This window comes from Massilia aurea (assembly GCF_024753205.1).
Classification (GTDB): domain Bacteria; phylum Pseudomonadota; class Gammaproteobacteria; order Burkholderiales; family Burkholderiaceae_D; genus Telluria; species Telluria aurea.
The window spans coordinates 17,113-38,785 of sequence record NZ_JANUGZ010000007.1 but is presented as its reverse complement, the minus strand read 5'-3'; the positions used below and the strand labels follow the sequence as shown (position 1 = coordinate 38,785).

The following is a 21,673-nucleotide window of genomic DNA, read 5'->3' as shown; positions in this document are numbered from 1 at the left end:
CAACATCGATATCTGGTTTACAAATTCTGCAACCTCGACAACACTGAAAAAAAGCGCGATGTTAGCGCTAACGAATTGAGGAGATACGATGTCGGCAAGCAGCACATCCCCGGCCCTGCGCTGGGTCGTCATGGGGGTCAGCGGATCGGGCAAGAGCACCGTGGGGGCCATGCTGGCCGCCCACGACGGCGTCCCGTTCCTCGAAGGCGATGCCTATCATCCGCCCGCCAACGTCAGCAAGATGAGCGCCGGCATCCCGCTCGACGACGATGACCGCGCTGGCTGGCTCGCCAGTCTGGCCGGCGAAATCCGCACGGCGCGCGAACAGGGTCGTGGCCTGGTGCTGTCCTGCTCATCGCTGAAGCGGCGCTACCGCGACCTGCTGCGCGACGCCGATCCGGCGCTGCGCTTCGTCCACCTGGCCGGCTCGCGCGAGCTGATCGCCACGCGCATGACAAGCCGCCCCGGCCACTACATGCCGCCATCGCTGCTCGAGAGCCAGCTGCAGATCCTCGAGCCTCTCGAGCCGGACGAAACCGGCCTGACCCTCGACATCACACTGGCGCCGCAGGCGCTGATCGAACGCATCACGGCCAACGCCTGATTCTCAGCGCAGCCTTTACCCATTTGCCAGCAGGCGCAGCCACCCACCCATAGAGGCGGCGCGCTTTCAACCAACGAGCATCGAGGAGACAACCATCATGCGCACACCCGTTCAACGCACTCTCATCAGCCTGGCCGTGGCCAGCGCCTGCTGGATGGTCGGCGCCGCCGCCCACGCCCAGCAGGCGCAAACCGAGCCAGCCGCCGACACCCTGCCTGAGGCCACACCGGCAGCGGCAGAACCGGCCTCCACGTCCGTGGTGCGCATCTCGGGCTCGCGCATCGCCGCGCGCGGCTTCTCCCAGCCGACGCCCACCACCAGCCTGAGCGCGGCCGACCTCGAAAAGGCGGCCAAGCCGAACCTGTTCAATACGCTGACCGAACTGCCAGCACTGCAAGGCAGCACGGGCCGCACAACCAGCACCAACAGCACCAGCAGCGGCATTCAGGGCCTGAGCTCCCTGAGCCTGCGCGGCCTGGGCACCATCCGGACCCTGACGCTGCTGGACGGCCAGCGCGTCGTCGGCGCCAACGTCACGGGCGTGACTGATGTGAGCCAGTTCCCGCAGTTGCTGGTCAAGCGCGTCGACGTGGTGACCGGCGGCGCCTCGGCGTCGTACGGCTCGGACGCGGTGGGTGGCGTGGTCAACTTCGTCACCGATAAAACCTTCACCGGCTTCAAGTCGAACGTCCAGGTAGGCCAGACCAAGTACGACGACGACCGCGGCGCTACCGTGCAGGCTGCCTGGGGCCGGGCGTTCCTCGACAACCGCCTGCACGTGACGGCCAGCGGCGAATTCACAAAAGAGAACGGGATCGAATCGCCCGGCATCGGCGGCGTGGGGCCGAACGGCCGCACCTGGTACCAGAACCCGGCCTATTCCGTGCGCCCCCTGAACCAGACCGGCGACGGCCTGCCGCAATACCGCGTGATCTCGAACGCGCAGCAGTACCAGTACTCGAAATACGGCCTGATCACGAACGGCCCGCTGCAGGGCACGGCATTCGGCGACGGCGGCTTGCCGTACCAGTTCCAGTATGGCTCCAACGGTCGCCCCACCGGCACGGGCGCGGTCACCAATTGCGTCAATCCGTTCTGCATCGGCGGCGATTTGAGCGGCAGCGTGGGCTCGGGCACCAACCTGGCCATGAACTTCAAGCGCCAGGTGGCGTACACCCGCGTCTCGTACGACCTCGATGCGGACAACCAGGTCTACTTCACTGCCAACTACGGCCAGGTCGCTTCGCGCTTCTCGCCCAACCCGGGCGCGGCCAAGAATGCCAACCTGAACATCCAGTGCTCGAACCCGTTCCTGCCGGCGTCGATCCTGGCCGCCTGCGCGCAGAACAACATCACCAGCTTCCAGTACGGCACGGCGAACGCGATCTTCCCTGAAAACATCGACGTGCAACCGACCCGCACCCAGCGCCGCTTCGTCATCGGGGCCGAAGGCCGGTTCGACCTGTTCAGCAAATCGTGGGCGTACGACGCCTACGTCACGCATGGCGAGAACAAGACCAATCTCGATGCGAACAACATGACGATCAACCGCCGCTACAACGCCGCGATCGACGCCGTGCGGGCGCCGAACGGGCAGATCGTCTGCCGCAATCCGGTGGCCGCCGCATCGGGTTGCGTGCCACTGAATATCATCGGCAACAACCCGGTCGATCCGGCCGCCTGGGCCTATATCGCACCCGAGAACGGCCCGCGCCAGCGCACCACGCAAAGCCAGGACGTCGGCAGCTTCAATATCAATGGTGAATTGTTCGAGGGCTGGGCCGGTCCGGTCTCGCTGGCCACGGGCGCCGAATACCGCCGCGAGAAGTACCGCGTGCGCGGCGATGCCTACGGCAACGGCGTGTCGCCTGCTTCGCCAAACAACGCCATGTATCCTCTCGACCCGCTGCTCGACACCACGGTCGGCAACAACTGGTACGCCGGTAACTTCCACAACGGCGACGGCAGCTACAACGTCCGTGAAGCCTACGTGGAGCTGAATATCCCGCTGTTCAAGTCCGCAACCTGGGGCGAAGCGAACCTGAACCTGGCCGACCGCGAAACCAAGTACAGCACCGCCGGCAGCGTAGGCAGCTGGAAGATGGGCGCCACCTGGCAAACCCCGATCGACGGCCTGCGCCTGCGCGGCGTGACGTCGAAGGACGTGCGCGCACCGAACCTGAGCGAGCTGTATGCGGCGCCGGTGGTGGTCAACAACGTGGTGCAGTACCAGGGCAACACGATCAGCGTGCAGGAGCGCACCGTCGGCAACACGGCGCTGCGGCCCGAAATCGCGCGCAACAACTCGTTCGGCATCGTCCTGAGCCAGCCGACGTGGGCGCCCGGCTTCTCGGTGTCGCTCGACTACTTCGACATCAAGGTCAAGGGCGTGATCGCGGCGCTGACGATCCAGCAGGAAGTCGACCTGTGCGTGGCCGGCAACCAGGAAATCTGCGCGGCGATGGTGCTCAACAGCCCGGGCAACAACTACGTCACGCTGCAGAACTTCAACCTCGCTTCGCTGCAGACCAAGGGCTTCGATATCGAGACCTCGTACCGAACAGGACTCGAACGAGTGAACCTGCCGGGACGCTTCACGTTCCGCGCGCTGGGCACGCGCAACCTGCACTTCATTACCGATACGGGCGTGGTCGGCACGATCCCGGTAGACGCCGCCGGCTCGAACATGAGCAACACGCCGAAGTGGAAAGTGCTGGCGCAGCAAAGCTGGGAGCACGACAAGCTCAGTCTGACGCTGACCGAGCGCTGGGTCAGCGACGGCACCTACCGCAACGACTTCATCGAGTGCCAGACCGGTTGCCCGGTGTCGACGCTGATCCACCCGACCATCTACAACAACCGGATGAAGGGCGCGACCTACTTCGACCTGGGCGGCAGCTACAACGTGTCCAAGCAATTGCAGCTCTACTTCAAGATCGACAACCTGGCCGACAAGGACCCGGAACCGGCGCCGCAGACCAATGCCAGCTACGGCATCAACCCGGCGCTGTACGACGTGGTCGGGCGCACGTACCGGGCCGGCCTGCGCTACGGCTTCTGACCGGCCGGCGGCATGCTCGATATCGTCTCGGTACTGCTGGCGGTGGGCCTGCTCACGCTCTTGATCGCGTGGGGCAAGGTCCAGCCCCTGCTGGCCTTCGTGGCGGCGTCGCTGCTGGCGGCGCTGCTGCTGGGGGTGCCGCTGGCGCGCATTCCCGGCGCCATCGAAAAAGGCATCGGCGACCTGCTGGGTTCCCTGGTGGTGATCATCTGCCTGGGCGCCGTGTTCGGCAAACTGATCGCCGACAGCGGCGCCGCGCGCCGCATCGCCACTTGCCTGGTCGATGCGCTGGGGCCGCGCCGCCTGCCGATCGCGCTGACGATCACCGGCTTCGTGGTCGGTATCCCGCTGTACTACAACGTCGGCTTCGTGCTGCTGGTGCCGCTGATCTTCTCGCTCGTCTACAGCTCGGCGCGCCCGGCCGTGGCGCTGGCAATTCCGCTGCTGGCGGGCCTGTCGATCGCGCACGGCTTCCTGCCGCCGCACCCGTCGCCGGTGGCGCTGGTGGCGGCGATCCACGCCGACATGGGCACCACGCTGCTGTACGGGATCCTGGTGGCGGTGCCGACGTTGATCATCGCCGGGCCGGTGTTCGCCATGACGCTCACGCGCATCCAGGCCAGGCCGGCCGCCATCTTCCAGGAAAGCCAGCAGGCACCAATTGCGCAGCTCCCCGGCGCGTTCAACAGCTTCGCCACCGCGCTGCTGCCGGTGCTGCTCCTGGGCGCGACGACGCTGCTGACGATGGCGCGGCCGGACCTCAATGGCGTGCTGGCGTTCTTTGCCAATCCGCTGGTCGTGATGCTCGTGTCGTATGCCGTGGCGATCGTCTCGCTCGGCCTGGCGCAGGGCCGCTCGTTCGTCACCGTGATGCAGGGCCCGGCCGAGGCGATGCGCGAGATCGCGCCGATCCTCCTGATCATCGCCGGCGCCGGCGCGCTCAAGCAGGTGCTGGTCGAATCGGGCGTCAGCGCCGATCTGGGCGCGCTGCTTTCGGGCTTGCCGGTGTCGCCGCTGGTGCTGGGCTGGCTGGTTGCCACCGTGATCCGCATCTGCCTGGGCTCGGCCACCGTGGCCGGCGTGACGGCCGGCGGCATCGTCGCGCCGCTCGTCCAGAGTTCGGGCGTCGACCCGAACCTGATGGTGCTGGCCATCGGCGCCGGAAGCCTGATGTGCAGCCACGTCAACGACTCCGGCTTCTGGATGTTCAAGGAATATTTTGGCCTGTCGCTGCAGGACACGTTCCGCTCATGGACGCTGATGGAAACGCTGGTCGGTGTCTTCGGCCTGCTGTTCGTCCTGCTGCTGTCCCAACTTTTATCGCTGTGATCCGTTTCAAGGAAACCACCATGATGACAAGGCTGTTCGATCTTCCCCGTGCACTGGCCTTCTTGCTGCTGCTGGCCGCCAGTGTCTCCGCCGGCGCTGCTTCCCTCTCTGCCTACCCTGCCATGCCGGTCGACCCGCGCGCGATCGTCGTGCGCGCCACCGGCGACGGCGTCACCGACGACAGCGCCGCGCTGCAGGCGGCGATCAACAGCGCGGCCAACGGCGGCCAGGGCGGCGTCGTGTTCCTGCCGTCCGGACGCTATCGCATCACGCGCTCGATCCTGATTCCGCTGGCGGTGCGCGTGTATGGCGTGGGCCCGACGCGCCCCGTGTTCGTGCTGGCTGAGAACACGCCCGGTTTCCAGAAGGGCGTCGCGAACATGGTGATCTTCACCGGCGGCGACCAGTACAGCGTGGGCAAGGTGCCGATGCCGGTGCCGAGCGCCGTGCCGTTCAGTGCTGAAGATGGCAAGGCGGTGCGCAATGCCAATTCGTCGACCTTCTATTCGGCGCTGTCGAACGTCGACTTCGAGATCAAGGACGGCAACCCGGCCGCTGCGGCCGTGCGCATGCACACGGCGCAGCACTCGAACCTGAGCCACATCGATTTCCATATCGGCTCGGGCCTGGCAGGTGTCTACCAGGTGGGCAACGTGGCCTACAACCTGCGCTTTCACGGCGGCCGCTACGGCATCCTGAGCGAGAAGACCTCGCCCGCCTGGCAATTCACGCTGCTCGATTCGACCTTCGACGGCCAGCGCGACGCCGCGATCCGCGAACATGAAGCGAGCCTCACGCTGGTTAATGTCGACATCCGCAATACGCCGGTGGGCGTGGAGATCAACCGCGGTTATGGCGACTGGTTGTGGGGCAAGGACGTGCGCTTCGAGAACGTCAGCCGCGCCGCGCTCATCGTCAGCAACGAGAACAATGTGTACACGCAGGTCGGCATGGAAAACGCCAGCGCGCGCAACGTGCCGACGTTCGTGCGCTTTCGCGACAGTGGCAAGACGCTGGCCGGCAAGGGCCGCGACTATCTGGTGAAAGAATTCAACTACGGCCTGTTCATCAAGCAGATGGGCGAGCCCGGCCAGTTCTCGACCAACTACAAGACGGCGGCGCTGCCGGCCAGTGCGGCGCCAACGCGCGCACTGCGCGCCCTGCCGGCGTCGAACGACTGGGCCAATGTGCTGGACTTCGGCGCGAAGGGCGACGGCAGCACCGACGATACGGCGGCGCTTCAGAAAGCCATCGACAGCAAGCGCACGGTGTACCTGCCGCTGGGCTTTTACGTCGTCAACGACACGATCCGCATGAAGCCGGACACGGTACTCATCGCGCTGCATCCGGGCCTGACACAACTCGTGATTCCGAATGGCGCGTCGCAGTACCAGGGCATCGGCAGCCCGAAGGCGCTCCTGGAAAGCGCGCGCGGCGGCGACGGCATCGTCTCGGGCCTGGGTCTGGCCACCGGTGAAGTCAACAACCGCGCCGTGGCGCTGCTGTGGCGCGCGGGTGAGCAGTCGCTGGTGGACGACGTGCGCATCCAGGGCGGCCATGGCACGCGCCTGTACGACGGCAGCCGCGCCGACCCGTACAAGAAGGACGCCAAATTCGACACCACCGCGCACTGGGACCGCCAGTATCCAAGCGTCTGGGTGACCGACGGCGGCGGCGGCACGTTCTCGGGCATCTGGTCGCCCAGCGGCTATGCGCAGGCCGGCTTCTACGTCACCAACACCACGACGCCCGGCAAGGTCTACGAGCTCTCGGCCGAGCACCACATCCGCGCCGAGATCGTGCTGGATAACGTGCAGAACTGGGAATTCCTGGCGCCGCAGACCGAGGAAGAAGTGCGCGACGGCGCCGACGCGGTATCGGTCGAGATCCGCAACTCGAAGAACATCCTGTTTGCCAACTACCACGGCTACCGCGTGACGCGTTCGTACAAGCCAATGCCGGCCGCGATCCTGATCACCAATTCCAGCAACATCCGTTTTCGTAACGTGCACGTGAACGGCGAGAGCGGCTTTGCCAGCTGCGACGATGCCGGTTGCGCCACCTATCTGCGCGCCAGCAAGTTCGCCTACGAGAACGCGATCCGCGACGTGACCAACAAGCTCGACGTGCGCGAACGCGAGTTCGCCGTGTTCGACTACAGCGGCGCGCAGCGCAAGGCGCCTGCGCCGCTGGGCAAGGTGGCCAAGCTTGAAAGTGGCTTCTATTCGATCGCCGGCGGCGCTGTCGATGCAGAGGGCAAGCTGTACTTCGTGGACCGTCACTGGAAACGCATCTTCAGCTGGACGAAGGATGAAGGCCTGGTCGTGGTGCGCGATGCGCCGCTCGATCCGGTCAACCTGGCGATCGACAACAGCGGCAACCTGATGGTGCTGTCGTCCTATGGCCCGCAGGCGAGCGTGTATGCGTTCGATCCGCGCAAGCCTGGCCTGGACATGACGATGATCCAGCCGACGCCGGTGGCGGCGCGCAGCATTGCGTCGAGTCGTGGCCGCATTGCGGTGCCGGTCAACTTCTGGCAGAACGGCGAATTCAAGGACCAGCTCAATCCCGATACCTACGAATTCACGACGCTGGCCGAGATGTTCGCCCGCGACGTGGCGCTCCCGAAAGCCAATGAATACGTCTCGCCCGACGGCAGCCTGGCGCTGCCGGCCTACCGCGTTCTGCGCCAGGGCGCGGCGGACCACCTGGGCTGGCGCTGGGCCGACTCGCTGCAGACGCACGGTTTTGTCACGGCCCCGGTGGGTGGCCGCGTCGTATTCACCAACGGCTCGGAAAACCGCACCTTCAGCGGCGTGGTGGGCGCCGGCGGCGGGATCACTGACCTCAAGCTCGTGGCCAATCGCGGCGGCGAAGGCGCGGCAGTCGCGCCAAATGGCGACGTGTACGTGGCCAATGGCCAGGTCTTCATCTACGGCAAGGACGGCAAGCAAAAGGGGCGTATCGACGTGCCGGAGCGTCCGCTGCAACTGCTGTTTGGCGGCGCAAACAAACACACGCTGTTCATCCTGACCCACCATGCGCTGTACGCAACGCAGATCAACTGAGGACACCACTATGAGACGCATCACCAGGGCGCTGGGCGCAGCGCTGCTGCTGGCAGCGGCAGCGGATGGCATGGCCGAGGACCAGTTCAAGCTGCTGGTCCTGGCCATGCCCGGCAAATATCATTACGAATACATTCCGATTGCGCGCGACAGCCTGGAGCGCATGGCCAAGCTGCATGCGTTCGAACTCACCTACACCAACAAGCCGCAGGTGTTCGAGGGTGATCTGACCCAGTATGCGGCCGTGATGTTCCTGAACACGCCGGGCGAAGAGCTGAACGCGGCGCAGCGCGCCAAGTTCGAGGCCTATATGCGCGGCGGGGGCAACGCGATCGTCGTGCACCGCGCCGCGATCACGCCGCCGAACGACTGGGTCTGGTACGAGAAGATGGTGGGGCGCTCGGTCGGCCCGCACCCGAAGCTGCAGACGGGCGTGGTCACGGTCGTCGACCAGAACTTCCCCGCCACCTTCGGCCTGCCCGCGCGCTGGATCTGGAGCGACGAGTTCTACGTCACGACCAATCCGTACCAGGTGAAGATCGACACGGTGCTGAGCGTGGACGAGTCGAGCTACGACACGACGAAGATCTGGCCGGGGCAAACGGTCAAGGGCATGGGCAAGGACCACCCGATCGCCTGGCACCACCGGTACGAACAGGGGCGCGTGTTCGTTACCACGCTGGGCCACAACGGCGAGATGTACCGCGATCCGCAGTACCTGAATCATCTGCTGGGTGGGATTTACTGGAGTGCGACGGGGCTGGGGCAGAAGCGCTGATCACGCGTGCAAACCGAGCTCGCTTTTGTGGTGCAGTAACGGCCATTGGACGCGTCGACGTGAAACCCGCCTCGCCGGCCGCGTCCACCCTACGTTGAGTCGCTCCGTAGAAATGAAAAAACCGGCTTGCGCCGGCTTTTTCCCCCGCGCTCCAGATGGTCTAGCCACACCGGTGTCGCGGATTAGTTGTTGGACCAAGTTTAGCAGACTTCATCGGCATCATCCAGGCCGTGGAAATCTCGCAACAAGATGATGCTCACCGGCGCTTGCGCAGACGCTTCCAGCCCAGCACCAGCCCTGTCGACGTCAACGCAGCCCCCAGCGTGCACAGGGCAATCACGGCCACATCCCATACCGGCCGGTTGCGCAGGAACGCGAAATCCATCTGGTGCATGCCGTTGAACAGCCAGCGGTTCCAGCGCGTGTTGCGGTCGACGAAACCGGCCACGCGGCCATGCACCGCGTCGATATAGAAGACCGGCGCATCGGGCAGCGCGAAGCGTGTGCGCAGCACCGGAAAGGTGGCTTCGCGATGGTGGCCATAGTAATAGTCGTCGGCATCGCCCAGCATCGTCGTCGTCATCGCCACGCCGGGCCGGATGGCTTGCGCACTACGCAGCAGCAGCGCTTGCGGCAGCACGCTGGACACGGCGCCATCCTGCGCGCGCAGCAGCGTGCGCACGGTGCGGCCCAGGGCGCTCAGGTACAGCGTGCCGCCCACGCGGCGCCATTCCAGTTCGAGCGTGCCGGGATGCGCGCGCAGCAATGCGGCCGCATCGATCGCAAGGTCATCGCTGGCCAACGCCCCGCCTGCAAATGCGAGGCGATCCTGCGCGGTCGCGCCAGGGTCGGAAGGAAAGCCGAACGGGCCGACCGACAACCAGCCGCTGAACAACCAGGTGATGACGAGCACACCGCCGCTCAAGCCCAGCCAGTGGTGCCAGCCCTGCCAGCCTTTGTACGGCGACATGCGCCCGCCCGCGTAGCGGCGCTGCACGCGCAGCCGCTGGACGCCCAGCACCATGCCAGTCACGGCCAGCAGCAGTGCGACGCCGGACGTCGACATCACGGCCAGGCGCCATGCTTCGTTCTGCTTGCGCAGCGGCGTGACGTAGATCCAGTGGACGACGGCGCCGACCCAGTTCCAGGCACGCTCGCTGCGTATCGTGTCGCGCACCAATTCGCCGGTGCGGCTCGAGACATACACCACGCTGCCAACGTCATCGTCGGCCGTAACGCGCAGCAGCGGCTGGTGCACGCGCACTGCGCCGAACGTCCACTGGTCCACGTCGATGGCTTCGAACGACAGCGAACGCGCATCCGGCGCTGCGCTGCGCGCACTGCTCGACGCTACCTGCTCGTCGACCACGAGCACCGCGCCGTTGTCGGCCCACACCGAGCTCCAGGTGGCGTCATGGCCAAAATGCCAGGCCGGGCGGCCCGCCACCGTGTTCAAGCGCACCGCATCGGGCATGCCCTTCAATGCCGTCTCGCGCCAGGCCGCATCCGCGCTCACCTGGACCCGCGCCGGATCGAGCGGCGCAAGCCACGTGCGGCGCTCCGCCTCGGTCAGCTCGGGATACGGGACATACATCATCACGATGCCCGAGCCAAACCACAGCAGCACCAGCAGGCCGATACCGATCCCAAGCCAGCGATGCCACAGGTGCAGCTGGCGCTTCATCGAAGCCATCGCAATCCCGATCAGTAGCGCCAGTGGACCGTCAGCTCGGCATGCCGCTCGTCACCCAGCAGCGACTGGGTCGGACCGTAGCCGGTGATCGCATACAGGCGGTCGGTCAGGTTGCGCAGATTGAGCTGCACCTGCACGTTGTGGTTCACGGTCCAGCCGACCGACGCGTCCAGCGTCGTGTACGCCGGCAGCGTTTGCGTATTGGCGTTGCTGATGAAGCGTTCGCCCACGTATCGCACGCCCGCGCTCGTGCGCCAGGCACCGGCGCGGTGCGTCAGCCACAGGTTGGATGACAGCTTCGGTACGTCGGCAGGCCGGTTGCCGGCGCGCGAGACGCTGCTTCCTCCACCGCCCGGCTCGAGCAGCGCATCGAATTCGGCCTTCGTGTACGCCAGATTGCCCTCGATCCGCCAGGCCTGCACCAGCCGCACACTGGCACTGACTTCCGCACCCTGCGACGTTTGCGACCCGCCCTGCCTGGAGATGGCAGCGTTGTCCGGGTCGCGCGTGATGATGTCATCCTTCTCGATGCGGTACAGCGCTGCGGTCCATTCGGCCGCGCCGCCATCCAGTATTCCCTTGATGCCCGCCTCGACCTGGCGCGCGTCGGTGAGCTTGAAGCGGCTGTTGGCCAGGTTCATCGACAGGAGGCTCGTCACCGGGTCGCTGCCGGTGCTGAACTGGCCGTACAGGGATGTGGACGGGTCCAGCTTCCAGCTCGCACCCAGGCGCACGGCGGTCGAGCGCAGCATCGCGTTGTGGTTGCCGCTTGCAGCACGCAAGTCTTGAAAGTCAACCTTGTAGCGGTCATGGCGCGCACCGGCCGTGAGCAGCAGGCGTTCGTTCACGCGGTAGGCGTTTTCCACGTAGAACGCGTGCGTCAGCGTGTCGGTCGCGAAGTTCGGCACGAAGGCATCGGTCGTGTCGCTGAAACTGCCCGGATCGAAGCCGGTCGGCGCCACGGTCGACGCGCCGCCGTACGGCGCATTGTTCGTGTGCCGGAAGTTGATCGTCGAGACTTCCCAACCTGCGACGATCTGATTGGCGCCGTGCTGGTAACGCGCTTCCAGACGGTTTGCGGTCTGCTCCTGGTTGTGGCGAATGCCGATGTAGTCGCTGCGATCGACCACGTTGCGCACCGGGTTGTAAGAATACGATTCGATATTGCGCCAGTCGCGGCGCGCCTTGAAGTACGCCAGCTCATTGCTGATGGCAAGGTTTGGGGCTGCCTGCCAGTCCAGGCGCGCGACGGCCTTGTCGTCGACGTAGCGCAGCACGGCGTCGCCGGCATTGTAGTTCTCGTCGCGCAGCGCTTTGGCCAGGTCACCGTTCACCAGCGGCGTGCCAAAGTAGCGCACCGGTTCCTGCTCGGCGTGATCGAGTTGCGCCGACAGCGTCATGCCTGGCGCGAGCGTCGTGGTCATGCTGGTCAGGACCTTGCCGTGGCGCGCTTCGCCGCGTTCGATGAAGCCGTCGCTGCGGCCGGCATAGGCATCGATGCGAAACGCGCCCTGCTCGCCCAGTGCGCCGGTGGCGCCCACGCCGGCGCGCAGCGCCTGGCCACCGCCAACGCCGCCCATCACTTCAAGCGACGCTTCACGGCGCGGCGCCTTGCGCACCGCATTGATGATGGCGCCGGTCGTGCCGCTGCCATGGACCACCGAACCGGGGCCACGCAATACCTCGATGGTCTCGTAACCCCATGGATCGGACGGATAGGTGGCCGTGCCGGAACCGACCAGCAGGCGCTGGCCGTTTTCCAGCAGCGCGACCGAGTTGTTGCCGTTGAACCCGCGCGCCGAATAGCTGATGCCACTGCCGGGCGAGCTACTGTCGGTCAGGCCGGTGGTGCGGGTCACGGCGTCCTTGACCGACAGGTCGCCGCGCGCTGCGATCGTCGCGGCGCTGATGGTCTCGGCGCTGGCCGGCAGGTCGAGCGTGCTGATATCCAGGCGGCTGCCGGTGCTGTTGAATCGGTCGAGCGCCAGGCCATCGTCGCCCGCGCCGGCGTGGATGGTGACGGTGGGGACGGCCTGGGCGAAGGCGCCGGTGGCGCACAGCAGGCCGATGGTGGCCGGCAGCGCGCGCAACAAGGTTTGTTTCATCATCTACTCTACTTTTTTACTGGGGTTGCCGTGGGCTCGATCAGCACCAGCTTGCCGGTCTTGGGATCGCGATAGACTTCGCCGACGCGGTCGTAACCGCTGCCGTCTTGCGTCACGCCGCTCGCAGGGCGCTCGATCTGGCGGCCTTTCTCGACCGGTTGTGACGGTTTGATGGCGCCTTGCGAGCCGGCGATCGCCGCGATCAGGCCGCAGGCAAAGACCAGCATCACGTCGACCAGGTTGACCAGGCTCGCGCGCGGGTCTTCGTCACTCTGGTCGAAGCGCGCGTCGAGATGGCGGTACAGGCGCAGGCGGCCACGTGCCGGGGCGCTCATGCCAGCGACTCCATCGCGTCGAGCGTCTCTTCGTACCAGCGGCGGCGCAGCTTGCCGATTACCAGACCGGCGATGCCGGCAACGAGGCCCAGCACGGTCGCGTCGAAGGCAACCGTCACGGCGCTGGCCAGCTTGGCGGGATCGCCTTCACCCAGCGCGGCCAGGCCAGGCCCGAGCGGAATGATCGTGGCCATCAGGCCGAGCATCGGCGGGATGCGCGCCAGCAGGTCGGCGCGCTCCAGACGGTGACGGGCCAGCTTCTGCACATGCTCGACGTTGCCGGATGCGCGCAGTCGGGCCAGGCCGTGGAAGCGCTCGCCGACGGCGATGCCCGATTCGACCAGCGCAATGGCGCAGCCGGCCAGCAGCGCCACCAGCGAAGGCGTGAGCAGCCAGCTGACGGCGTCGTGCAACCAGGCATAGGACAAGTGATCAATCATGGAGTACTCCTTACAGGTTGAGGGATGCTGCGGCCGCGCCACAGGCCGAGCGCAAACAGGGCGAAGCAGGCGACGAGAATGACCAGGACCTGCACGATGCGCAGGCCAGGGTGCGGCGCGGGTTCGGGTTGTTGGTTGAGCTCATACACGCGCATGGCTGGTGGGGCCGCCGGTGCGGGAGCGGAAGGCGCCTGCCCTTGCTGTGCGTCAGCGCGTGGCGGCGCCGCGGCCGGTGATTCCGCCGCTGCCGGCGCGCCGGCCGGGGCCGGGACCGCAAGCGCCGGCAGCATCTCGCCGCGCGCTTTTGCCAGCGTCACGCCGAGCTGCTGCGCATCGCCACGATCGAGTTGCGGCGCCAGCCAGCCCCACATCGGGTGATCGGGCGACGTGTGGCCGCTGCCCGGTAAGCCGTTGGCGGCCACCAGGCGTGCCAGCTCGCCGCCCATCGTGCGGATCGTTTCCGGGTCGGTCTTCCAGAAGCCTTTTTCGGCAGCCACCATGAACACGGCCAGCATGTGCGCCTTGACGTGCGCGTTGTGGCGCTGGCCCAGGAATGCCGGCAGGCCGAGCTTGTGCGCATCGTCGAAGTAGACGGCCTTGACCTCGTCCCAGGCCCAGTTCTTCACGAGGTCCGGGCGCGTGACCTGCCAGCCCCACAGGTTCTCGATGAATTCCTGGCCCATCGTGCGTGCGCCCGAGTAGCCGTTGTTCATCAATGGGCGCAGCCACGCGGGATTCAAAAAGCGCCCGCGCAATTCGCCCAGCAGCGCGGTGGCCAGCGGCTCGACGTCCGCCTGGCCCGGCCGCCCGTGCTGCAGGATCAGCGCGTCCGGCACGCGACCGGTGCGCGTCTCGACGGCCAGCGACAGGCCGCCCAGATAATCGAAGGCATCGTTGTTGTCGAGCAGGCCGTACAGATTGCTGGCGCGGCCGTGGTAGGTGCGGTGGATGCCGTCCAGCGCCACGTCGAAGGCGCGGTGCTGCGCATCGCCGTCGGCGTCCAGGCCGTACGCGTGGCCCATGCGGTTGCGATACGCGCGGCCGATTTCCTCGCGCTCGCGCCAGGCGCCCGAGCGTTCGGTCAGGCGGTTCACGCCCGTGCCGTACGCGCCCGGCGCATCGCCGAACACGCGCAGCGCAGCGCCCTGCCCCGCTTCGATGGTCGATGCACCGCCGGCGACCAGCGCGCGCTGGCGCACCAGCCATTCGCGCGCGACCCGGTTGTCCTGCACGGCTTCAGTGCCCCAGGCGGCGCCCTGGAGCGGCGCCAGCGCCGCTTGCAGCGCCTCGCGCAGGGCCGGGTCCTGGCGCGCCATCGTCTCGGCGGACGCCGCCAGCGCCAGCCGGCCGGCGCGGTCGATCAGGCGGATCAGGTTCGGGTACAAATCGCGGAACAGGCCAGACGTGGTCACCAGCGCGTCGCGCCGCACGGCGCCCGGCGCCAGGCGCACATCGGTGACGATGCCGCGCGCATTCCAGACCGGCTCCGCGCCCATCATGGCCAGTGCGAAGCCGACCATCACGCCCTCATCACGCACGGCGTCCGACGCCCACAGGATGATGCCTTCGCTGCCTTGCTCCCGCGCGGCGTCGCCCCGGCTGCGCGCCATCGCCTTGGCCGCCATCTTTTGCGCCAGCCCGAAACCCAGGCGCGTGGGCAGGATATCGCCATCGACCGCGTGGAAGTTGCGGCCAGTCGGCAGCGCCTCGGGCGAGCGCAGAGGATCGTTGCCCTTGCCCGGCTCGATGTAGCGGCCATCCAGGCCCGCGAGCAAACCCACCATTTCGCGCCGCGGCGAGTCGCGCAGCTTGTCGGCGATGGATGGGTCGTCGATGCCGCTCTTGGTCATCGAATCGAGCATCAGGTCGTGCGACTTCTGATCCCACGGCCGGCCAAACACGTGCAGGCCGAACGGCATGAACTTCTCTTGCAGCTTGGTCAGGTAGTGGCCGACCTCGTGCGCCAGCAAATCGTCATCGGCAGCATCGAAGCCGATGCCCCGCACTTCGAGCACGTCGGACATCGACGCTTCGAGTTCGGCGCGCAGGTTCAGCGCCACGACGCGCTCGCGCATCAGTTGCGCGGCCTGCGTCTTGAGTGACTCGGACGACGCAGCTTCGAAACTCTCGACGATCTGGCGCAGCGACAGCAGCTCGTCGTACAGCGGCGTCGTCGCCAGCGGTGGCGTCAGGTGGTCGACGATGATCGCCAGGCCGCGGCGCTTGGCCTGCGTGCCTTCGCCCACGCCGTCGACGATGTACGGGTAGATGCCCGGCAGGTCGCCTGCGATCAGGCTGGGATAGTCATCGCTCGACAGGCCCACTGCTTTACCAGGCAAAAATTCAAAGGTCGAGTGGCGCCCTACGTGCACGACGGCATCGGCCTTGAAGCGGTCGCGGATCCAGTGGTAGAAGGCCAGGTACTGGTGTGGCGGCGTGATGCTGGTATTCGCGTGCAGCAGTTCTTCATCGACTTCCCAGCCGCGCGGCGGCTGCGGGCCGATGAACACATTGCCGAACGTGAGGCCCGGCACCAGCAGCTTGCCGCTGTCGACCATCACCTTGCCCGGCGCCGGGCCCCAGCCGCGCATGCCTTCGATGCCGTAGCCGATCAGGCGCCGATACAGTGGCGCGAGCGCCTTGCACGGACTCGGCTTGCTGTCATCGAGGCAGGCGCGGTAGCCGTCTTCGAGCGCATGCAGGTCGCGCGTGGCCTGCACGCGCTGCGGATGGTCGACGCCCTCGACCAGGTGCAGCAATTCCTTGATGATCGTCTCGACCTGCTTGCGGCCCGGCGCGCGCTCGCCCTGCGCTTCGGCGACCAGCACGTCGGCATGCAGGCGGCCCAGCATGCCGTCCTTCATCTCGCCCTGCACGCGCGGTGCGAGCGTCGCGAACCAGCGCGCGTAGTCGGCCGCGCTGACACTATTGACGGTGGCGCTCATCTCGCGCAGCGCGGCGCGGTCTTCGGGCAGGTTCACGCCATGCGCCATGATCATGTCGAGCAGCGCCTCGGGCGTGGCGGGTAAATCGCCGACCGTGTAGCCGGCTGCCTTGAGCGCATGCAGCATGTCGAACAGCGACGCCGGCACGTTCAGGTTGTCGGCGCCGATGTTCTGGCGGCCCGGCGGGTGGTTGTAATAGACCATCGCGACGCGCTTGTCGCCATTGCGCTTGGCGCGCAGCGCCAGCCAGCGGCTCACGCGCGCCGTCATGCGATCGACTTCGGCCGGCAGCAGCACCGGCGGGCGGTTCTCGATGCCGGTCAGGCGGTCGCGCTGCGACCCGCCCAGCGCCGCCACCACCATCGGCTGGCCGATGCCCTGCAGCTCGGGCAACGCGACGCGGTACTGGACCGAATCCGGCGGCAGGCCATCGGGTGAAAGCTGCCACTGAATGGCGGTGCGGTCCGACAGGCGGATCGCCTTGAACACGGGGATATCGAGGCGTTTGAAGGCTTCGCTGACGACTTCGCGGCCTTCGGCGGCGCCGACGACGAAGTCCTGCAGCACCACCAGCGCCGCGGGCTTCGCTGGCGCGATCAGCTCCGGCAGGCGCACCAGCGCTTCGCGCGAGGCGCCGCCCCAGCGCGTGAGCAGCTGCACGCAGGCCTGGCCCTGCTCTTCGATGCGGCGGCACAGCGCAGCCGGCACCATGCCATCCATATTCGCCAGGTCGAGCACGACGACGGTCGGGCGGTCCTTCAGACCCAGCTTGGCGGCGTTGCCCCAGGCAGCGGCATCCTGCAGCTCGTTCTGGCCGACGCGCAGGCGCAGCGTCGGTTCTAGCAGCGGCGCGCCCAGCGCTGTCGACGGATGCAGCAGGTGGGCGATGAGGGCCGTGGTGTTGTCCACGCCACCGGCTTGCCAGACGCGCCGCGCCGCGAGCCAGTGGCGGGCGGCGGGATTGGCCTCTGCCGCCTGCAGCGCGGCCGCCGCCGGCGCTTCGGCCGCCAGTTCGCGCAGCAGCTCGGGCGCGAAACCGGCCAGGCTGCCGTGCGCGGCGCGCGTCATCAGGTTCAGGCTTGCTTCGCCATTGAACGCCAGCACCGCGGTGTTAGGCTTGGCGTGGCGCGCCAGCGCATCCTTCATGCGGCGCGCCGGATCGCCGAACAGCGACACCGCCAGCACCGTGTCGGCGCCCGCGATCCATTGGCCCACCTCGCGTTCGCTGGCAGCCATCAACTGGGCCGGTGTGCGTAACTGGATCCGGTCGCGCGGGTGGCTGGCCAGGTGGCGGTGAGCGGCTTCGATCGCGCCCGGCGCGGCGCGCTCGGTGACCACGGCGAACATGGTGGCGGCGTGGCCGTGGGCGCAGGCAAGCAGGGACGCGAGCAGAAGCACCAGCGCAGTACAGGCGCGGGGGAGCGAAGCAGTGTTCATGTGAACGTCGACCTTTCAGCTGCGCGCCAGGGCGCGCATGACAACGGGCAGACGTCTTCCTTCCACGCTGGACGCGACAAGCCATGCGCATGCGCACGTGCGAACGCCTGCGCGAGCGCAGTAGCAACACGGAAGGAACGACGAATACCAACCGGCACGCCCACACCCCGGGACGTACGCAATGCATCGTGAAGGCCGGTCTTCTGGCTTGCCGTCATCCTTCCCGGGTCCTGCCTTCCCGTGCACGGGGCACAGTGGCGTTCGACGAGGGTCGTCAGGCATACAGCAGCGGGGGCTGCGCCGGACTGGCGTGCGATGGATTCGCACACGTCACCGGCTTCCCGTTTCACCTTCCTGCAGACGAGCAGGACGGCACCATTCACTTGATTGGGCGCGATTCTACAGCCCGGGTGCGCCACTGTCACCGCATTCTTTGGCCTCTAGGGAAGCACTGATTAATTCATGGAGGCGGACTTGGCACGGAAAATAGCCACCCTGCGGCGTTGCAAATTCTCGCAATAGCTCGCGATTGCTGCGATTTGCGCCTTGCATGGCGGCTTTTTCCGCAGCCAATTCCATCCCCCAGAATAAATCAGTGCTTCCCTAGCCTAGAATGGCGGTATCGTCCGGCCAGGCCGGCACCCACTACTTCTTCGCGACCGTTCACATGATCACACGACAAGACTGCCTGGCCCTCGACGCGGCCGACCCGCTGGCTCCCCAGCGCAATGCCTTTGCGCTGCCGGACGGCGTGATTTACCTCGATGGCAATTCGCTCGGCGCCCGTCCCCGCGCAGCCCTGCAACGCGCGCAGGACGTGATCGCCGCCGAATGGGGCAATGACCTGATCCGCAGCTGGAACACGGCCGGCTGGTACGACCTGCCGCAGCGCCTGGGCACCCTGATCGCGCCGCTGATCGGCGCCGCGGCCGATGAAGTGGTGGTCACCGACTCGACTTCGGTGAACCTGTTCAAGGCGCTGGCTGCGTCGCTCAAGATGCAGGCCGATGCGCCGGCGCACGCGGCCCGCCGCATCATCCTCACCGAGCGTGACAACTTCCCGAGCGATATCTACATGGCCGAAGGCCTGATCGGCTGGCTCGAGCGCGGCTACGAGCTGCGCCTGCTCGACAGCTGGGCCGACCTGCCGGCCGCCCTCGAAGGCGACGCCGGCGCCCAGGTGGCCGTCGTGATGCTCACGCACGTGAACTACCGCACCGGGCGCATGCTCGACATGAAGTCGATCACGGCGCAGATCCACGCCGCTGGCGCGCTGGCGATCTGGGACCTGGCCCATTCGGCCGGCGCAGTCGAGGTCGACCTGAATGGCGCGCAGGCCGACTTCGCGGTGGGCTGCACCTACAAATTCCTCAACGGCGGACCGGGCGCGCCGGCATTCATCTGGGTGCCGCAGCGCCATCATGCGCAGTTCACGCAGCCGCTCACCGGTTGGTGGGCGCACCGCCAGCCGTTCGCGATGCAGCCGGCGTTCGCGCCAGTGGCCGGCATCAAGCGCGCGATGTGCGGCACGCAGCCGGTGGTGGCGCTGGCGCTGATCGAATGCGGGCTGGCCGTGTTTCAGGGCGTGACGATGGCGGCGCTGCGCAAGAAGTCGCTGGCGCTGTCGGACCTGTTCCTGGCGCTGCTCGAACAGGAATGCGCCGCGCATCCGCTGGAGCTGATCACGCCGCGCAATCATGCGGACCGTGGCAGCCAGGTAAGCGTCACGCATCCGCACGGCTACGCGGTGATGCAGGCCCTGATCGCACGCGGCGTGATCGGCGACTACCGCGAGCCGCAGGTGATGCGCTTTGGCTTCACGCCGCTGTACACGGGATATGACGATGCGTGGCAGGCGGTGATGGTGCTCAAGGATATCCTGGACCGCAGCGACTATCAGGTCGATGCCAAGCGCACGGCGGTGACCTGAGCGATTTTCGAGCGATTCTCAAGAGAGGACACGATGCCCTGCCCTGTCAACCCGGATTCGTCCAACAACAATGTGGATGTTGGCGGCTGCCCTGTCTCGCAGCCCGGCTACCACGGCGCCAAGCTCGATTTCAGCAAGGACATGAGTTACGGCGACTACCTGTCGCTCGACACGATCCTCAACGCCCAGCATCCGTTGTCGCCCGAGCACAACGAGCTGCTGTTCATCGTCCAGCACCAGACCAGCGAACTGTGGATGAAGCTGATGCTGCACGAGCTTCACGGCGCGCGCGACAACATCGCGCGAGGCCAGCTGCCGGCGGCGATGAAGATGCTGGCGCGCGTGGCCGCAATCATGAACCAGCTCGTGCATGCATGGGATGTGCTGGCGACCATGACGCCGCCCGAGTACACGGCGATCCGCCCGTACCTGGGCGCGTCGTCGGGGTTCCAGTCGCATCAGTATCGCGAGATCGAATTCATCCTGGGGAACAAGAACGTCACGCATTTGCAGGTGCATCAGCACAAGCCTGAAGCACACGCAGCGCTGCAGGACGTGCTGGATAAGCCGTCCCTGTATGACGAAGCGATCATGGTGATGGCGCGCAGTGGATTGGCGGTAGATGCGGCGCGGCTTGCCGGGCCGTGGCATCAGGCGACGCAGTCGGATCCGTCGGTGAAGGCAGCGTGGATGGTCGTGTATCGCGACACTGACCGGTACTGGCCGCTGTATGAGCTGGGTGAGAAGCTGGTCGATATCGAGACGGCGTTTCGCTTGTGGCGCTTCCGGCATATGACGACCGTGCAGCGCGTGATCGGTTTTAAAACTGGCACCGGTGGCACGGACGGCGTGGGGTATCTGCGCAAGATGCTTGATGTCGTGCTGTTCCCGGAATTGTTCGAGTTGCGTACCGAGTTGTAATCATCTTCACTCAAGGACCGCCTGCCATGATTTCCCACCTCGACCATTTAGTGCTGACCTGCACTGATCTCGATGCCACGAAGCATTTCTATACGAAGGTCATGGGCATGGGGCTGGAAACCTTCGGTGCGGGGCGGATCGCCTTCACCTTCGGCAACCAGAAGATCAACCTGCACCAGCGCGGGGCGGAGTTCGAGCCGAAGGCGCACCTGCCGGTGCCAGGGGCGCTGGATCTATGCTTTATTGCATCGGTGCCGCTTGATCAGGTCATTGCACGTCTTGGCAACTGCGACTGGCCGATTGTCGAAGGGCCGGTCGAGCGGACTGGGGCGACCGGCAAGATCCGCTCGGTGTATGTGCGCGATCCGGATCTGAATCTGATCGAAATTTCAGAGATGATTGGCTGACGGCTTCGCTGCATGAGCAGCCGTAAACGCCGACTATACGCGGCGTCATGGGCGTACGGTAGAGCAGTTTAAATCATGTATATAACGTCCAACCGTTAAACACTCGGCAGTCTTTGGGCGCTGCAAGTAAACGTGTAGAGGAGGTTGCATCCGGTTAGAAGTAGTCACTTCCGTCGACATCTGGTCTAGCTCTCTTGCCCCCGTGATCCATCTGCCACAACGTTATATCGAGCTCCGGTACGGCGAAGGCCAGCACACCTAATATGTTGAGCGCAGCTAGATACAGCGCTGCATTCACGTTGCCCTCGCCGTGCTCCATCCTGACCAAGGTAGGACGGGAGATATCCAGACGCTCACAAAGGTCTTGAGCAGTAATGTTCTGCGAAACTCGCTGCTTACGGATGCATTTGCCCCAAATTTTGAGGCGTTCTGCCACGAGAGTTGGTATCTCAGAAGTAGGTCGGGCACGCTTAATCATATCATCCTCAATCATAATTTTTACATTAAACATATTAATGTAAAAATTATGATTGCCTTGGGACGAGCGGTCACAGTGTATACAAAGGCAAAACGTTATGGCATGCCAGAGGAAACGCGCCAGGTCATGGATTCCGTTAGTC

Annotated in this window: 14 protein-coding genes and 1 riboswitch; of the genes, 8 read left to right on the top strand and 6 right to left on the bottom strand. The window is 65.9% G+C overall.

The window, feature by feature from the left end; translation table 11 throughout:
* The first annotated feature begins 88 nt into the window (after positions 1-88).
* From NX775_RS22540 to NX775_RS22520, 5 genes are all read left to right on the top strand, one after another.
* A complete protein-coding gene (locus NX775_RS22540) occupies positions 89-604 on the top strand; it encodes a gluconokinase (protein WP_258838023.1) in 516 nt (171 codons plus the stop codon).
* A 97-nt stretch (positions 605-701) separates the two neighbouring features.
* Entirely contained in the window at positions 702-3,665 is a 2,964-nt protein-coding gene (locus tag NX775_RS22535; RefSeq protein ID WP_258838022.1) for a TonB-dependent receptor domain-containing protein, read from the top strand.
* Between the two features lie 12 nt (positions 3,666-3,677).
* Entirely contained in the window at positions 3,678-4,994 is a 1,317-nt protein-coding gene (locus tag NX775_RS22530; RefSeq protein ID WP_258838021.1) for a gluconate:H+ symporter, read from the top strand.
* A 20-nt stretch (positions 4,995-5,014) separates the two neighbouring features.
* Positions 5,015-8,062 (top strand): glycosyl hydrolase family 28-related protein, encoded by a 3,048-nt coding sequence (locus NX775_RS22525; RefSeq protein WP_258838020.1) that lies wholly within the window; start codon positions 5,015-5,017, stop codon positions 8,060-8,062.
* Between the two features lie 10 nt (positions 8,063-8,072).
* Positions 8,073-8,840, top strand: a complete 768-nt coding sequence (locus tag NX775_RS22520) for a ThuA domain-containing protein (protein WP_258838019.1) — start codon at positions 8,073-8,075, stop codon at positions 8,838-8,840.
* Positions 8,841-9,096: 256 nt separating this feature from the next.
* Here NX775_RS22520 and NX775_RS22515 read toward each other — a convergent pair whose 3' ends face one another.
* Genes NX775_RS22515 through NX775_RS22495 form a run of 5 tightly spaced genes read right to left on the bottom strand, consistent with a single transcriptional unit; the run spans position 9,097 to position 17,795 of the window.
* On the bottom strand, positions 9,097-10,533 hold the full coding sequence (locus NX775_RS22515) for a PepSY domain-containing protein (protein ID WP_258838018.1): 1,437 nt from the start codon (positions 10,531-10,533) through the stop codon (positions 9,097-9,099).
* A gap of 11 nt (positions 10,534-10,544) precedes the next feature.
* Positions 10,545-12,641, bottom strand: coding sequence for a TonB-dependent receptor (locus tag NX775_RS22510; RefSeq protein WP_258838017.1), 2,097 nt, complete (start codon positions 12,639-12,641; stop codon positions 10,545-10,547).
* Positions 12,642-12,646: 5 nt separating this feature from the next.
* Positions 12,647-12,973 carry a DUF2149 domain-containing protein gene (locus NX775_RS22505; RefSeq protein ID WP_258838016.1) on the bottom strand — a complete coding sequence of 109 codons (327 nt, stop codon included), beginning with the start codon at positions 12,971-12,973 and terminating at the stop codon, positions 12,647-12,649.
* The gene (locus tag NX775_RS22500) at positions 12,970-13,413 is read right to left on the bottom strand and encodes a MotA/TolQ/ExbB proton channel family protein (protein ID WP_258838015.1); all 444 of its coding nucleotides are present in this window, start codon (positions 13,411-13,413) and stop codon (positions 12,970-12,972) included. Before NX775_RS22500 ends, NX775_RS22505 begins: the two co-directional genes overlap by 4 nt.
* Positions 13,410-17,795 carry a cobaltochelatase subunit CobN gene (locus tag NX775_RS22495; RefSeq protein WP_258838014.1) on the bottom strand — a complete coding sequence of 1,462 codons (4,386 nt, stop codon included), beginning with the start codon at positions 17,793-17,795 and terminating at the stop codon, positions 13,410-13,412. Before NX775_RS22495 ends, NX775_RS22500 begins: the two co-directional genes overlap by 4 nt.
* Positions 17,796-17,971: 176 nt before the next feature.
* Positions 17,972-18,190: riboswitch (cobalamin riboswitch) on the bottom strand.
* A 272-nt stretch (positions 18,191-18,462) separates the two neighbouring features.
* On the opposite strand from NX775_RS22495, the gene kynU reads away from it, so the two are divergent.
* The 3 genes from kynU to NX775_RS22480 are packed head-to-tail and all read left to right on the top strand — an operon-like array spanning position 18,463 to position 21,053.
* On the top strand, positions 18,463-19,725 hold the full coding sequence (gene kynU, locus NX775_RS22490; RefSeq protein ID WP_258838013.1) for a kynureninase: 1,263 nt from the start codon (positions 18,463-18,465) through the stop codon (positions 19,723-19,725).
* 33 nt (positions 19,726-19,758) lie between these two features.
* A complete protein-coding gene (kynA, locus tag NX775_RS22485) occupies positions 19,759-20,646 on the top strand; it encodes a tryptophan 2,3-dioxygenase (RefSeq protein WP_258838012.1) in 888 nt (295 codons plus the stop codon).
* A gap of 26 nt (positions 20,647-20,672) precedes the next feature.
* Positions 20,673-21,053, top strand: a complete 381-nt coding sequence (locus NX775_RS22480) for a VOC family protein (RefSeq protein ID WP_258838011.1) — start codon at positions 20,673-20,675, stop codon at positions 21,051-21,053.
* A 154-nt stretch (positions 21,054-21,207) separates the two neighbouring features.
* Here NX775_RS22480 and NX775_RS22475 read toward each other — a convergent pair whose 3' ends face one another.
* Positions 21,208-21,489, bottom strand: coding sequence for a helix-turn-helix domain-containing protein (locus NX775_RS22475; RefSeq protein WP_258838010.1), 282 nt, complete (start codon positions 21,487-21,489; stop codon positions 21,208-21,210).
* Positions 21,490-21,673: the final 184 nt, after the last annotated feature.

Bases quoted from the DNA above. Each gene is read 5' to 3' on its own strand.
- NX775_RS22505 (WP_258838016.1), bottom strand. From the start codon at position 12,973: ATGAGCGCCCCGGCACGTGGCCGCCTGCGCCTGTACCGCCATCTCGAC.
- NX775_RS22535 (WP_258838022.1), top strand. From the start codon at position 702: ATGCGCACACCCGTTCAACGCACTCTCATCAGCCTGGCCGTGGCCAGC.
- NX775_RS22495 (WP_258838014.1), bottom strand. From the start codon at position 17,795: ATGAACACTGCTTCGCTCCCCCGCGCCTGTACTGCGCTGGTGCTTCTG.
- NX775_RS22520 (WP_258838019.1), top strand. From the start codon at position 8,073: ATGAGACGCATCACCAGGGCGCTGGGCGCAGCGCTGCTGCTGGCAGCG.
- NX775_RS22515 (WP_258838018.1), bottom strand. From the start codon at position 10,533: ATGGCTTCGATGAAGCGCCAGCTGCACCTGTGGCATCGCTGGCTTGGG.
- NX775_RS22510 (WP_258838017.1), bottom strand. From the start codon at position 12,641: ATGATGAAACAAACCTTGTTGCGCGCGCTGCCGGCCACCATCGGCCTG.
- NX775_RS22540 (WP_258838023.1), top strand. From the start codon at position 89: ATGTCGGCAAGCAGCACATCCCCGGCCCTGCGCTGGGTCGTCATGGGG.
- NX775_RS22530 (WP_258838021.1), top strand. From the start codon at position 3,678: ATGCTCGATATCGTCTCGGTACTGCTGGCGGTGGGCCTGCTCACGCTC.
- NX775_RS22480 (WP_258838011.1), top strand. From the start codon at position 20,673: ATGATTTCCCACCTCGACCATTTAGTGCTGACCTGCACTGATCTCGAT.
- NX775_RS22525 (WP_258838020.1), top strand. From the start codon at position 5,015: ATGATGACAAGGCTGTTCGATCTTCCCCGTGCACTGGCCTTCTTGCTG.
- NX775_RS22500 (WP_258838015.1), bottom strand. From the start codon at position 13,413: ATGATTGATCACTTGTCCTATGCCTGGTTGCACGACGCCGTCAGCTGG.
- kynU (WP_258838013.1), top strand. From the start codon at position 18,463: ATGATCACACGACAAGACTGCCTGGCCCTCGACGCGGCCGACCCGCTG.
- kynA (WP_258838012.1), top strand. From the start codon at position 19,759: ATGCCCTGCCCTGTCAACCCGGATTCGTCCAACAACAATGTGGATGTT.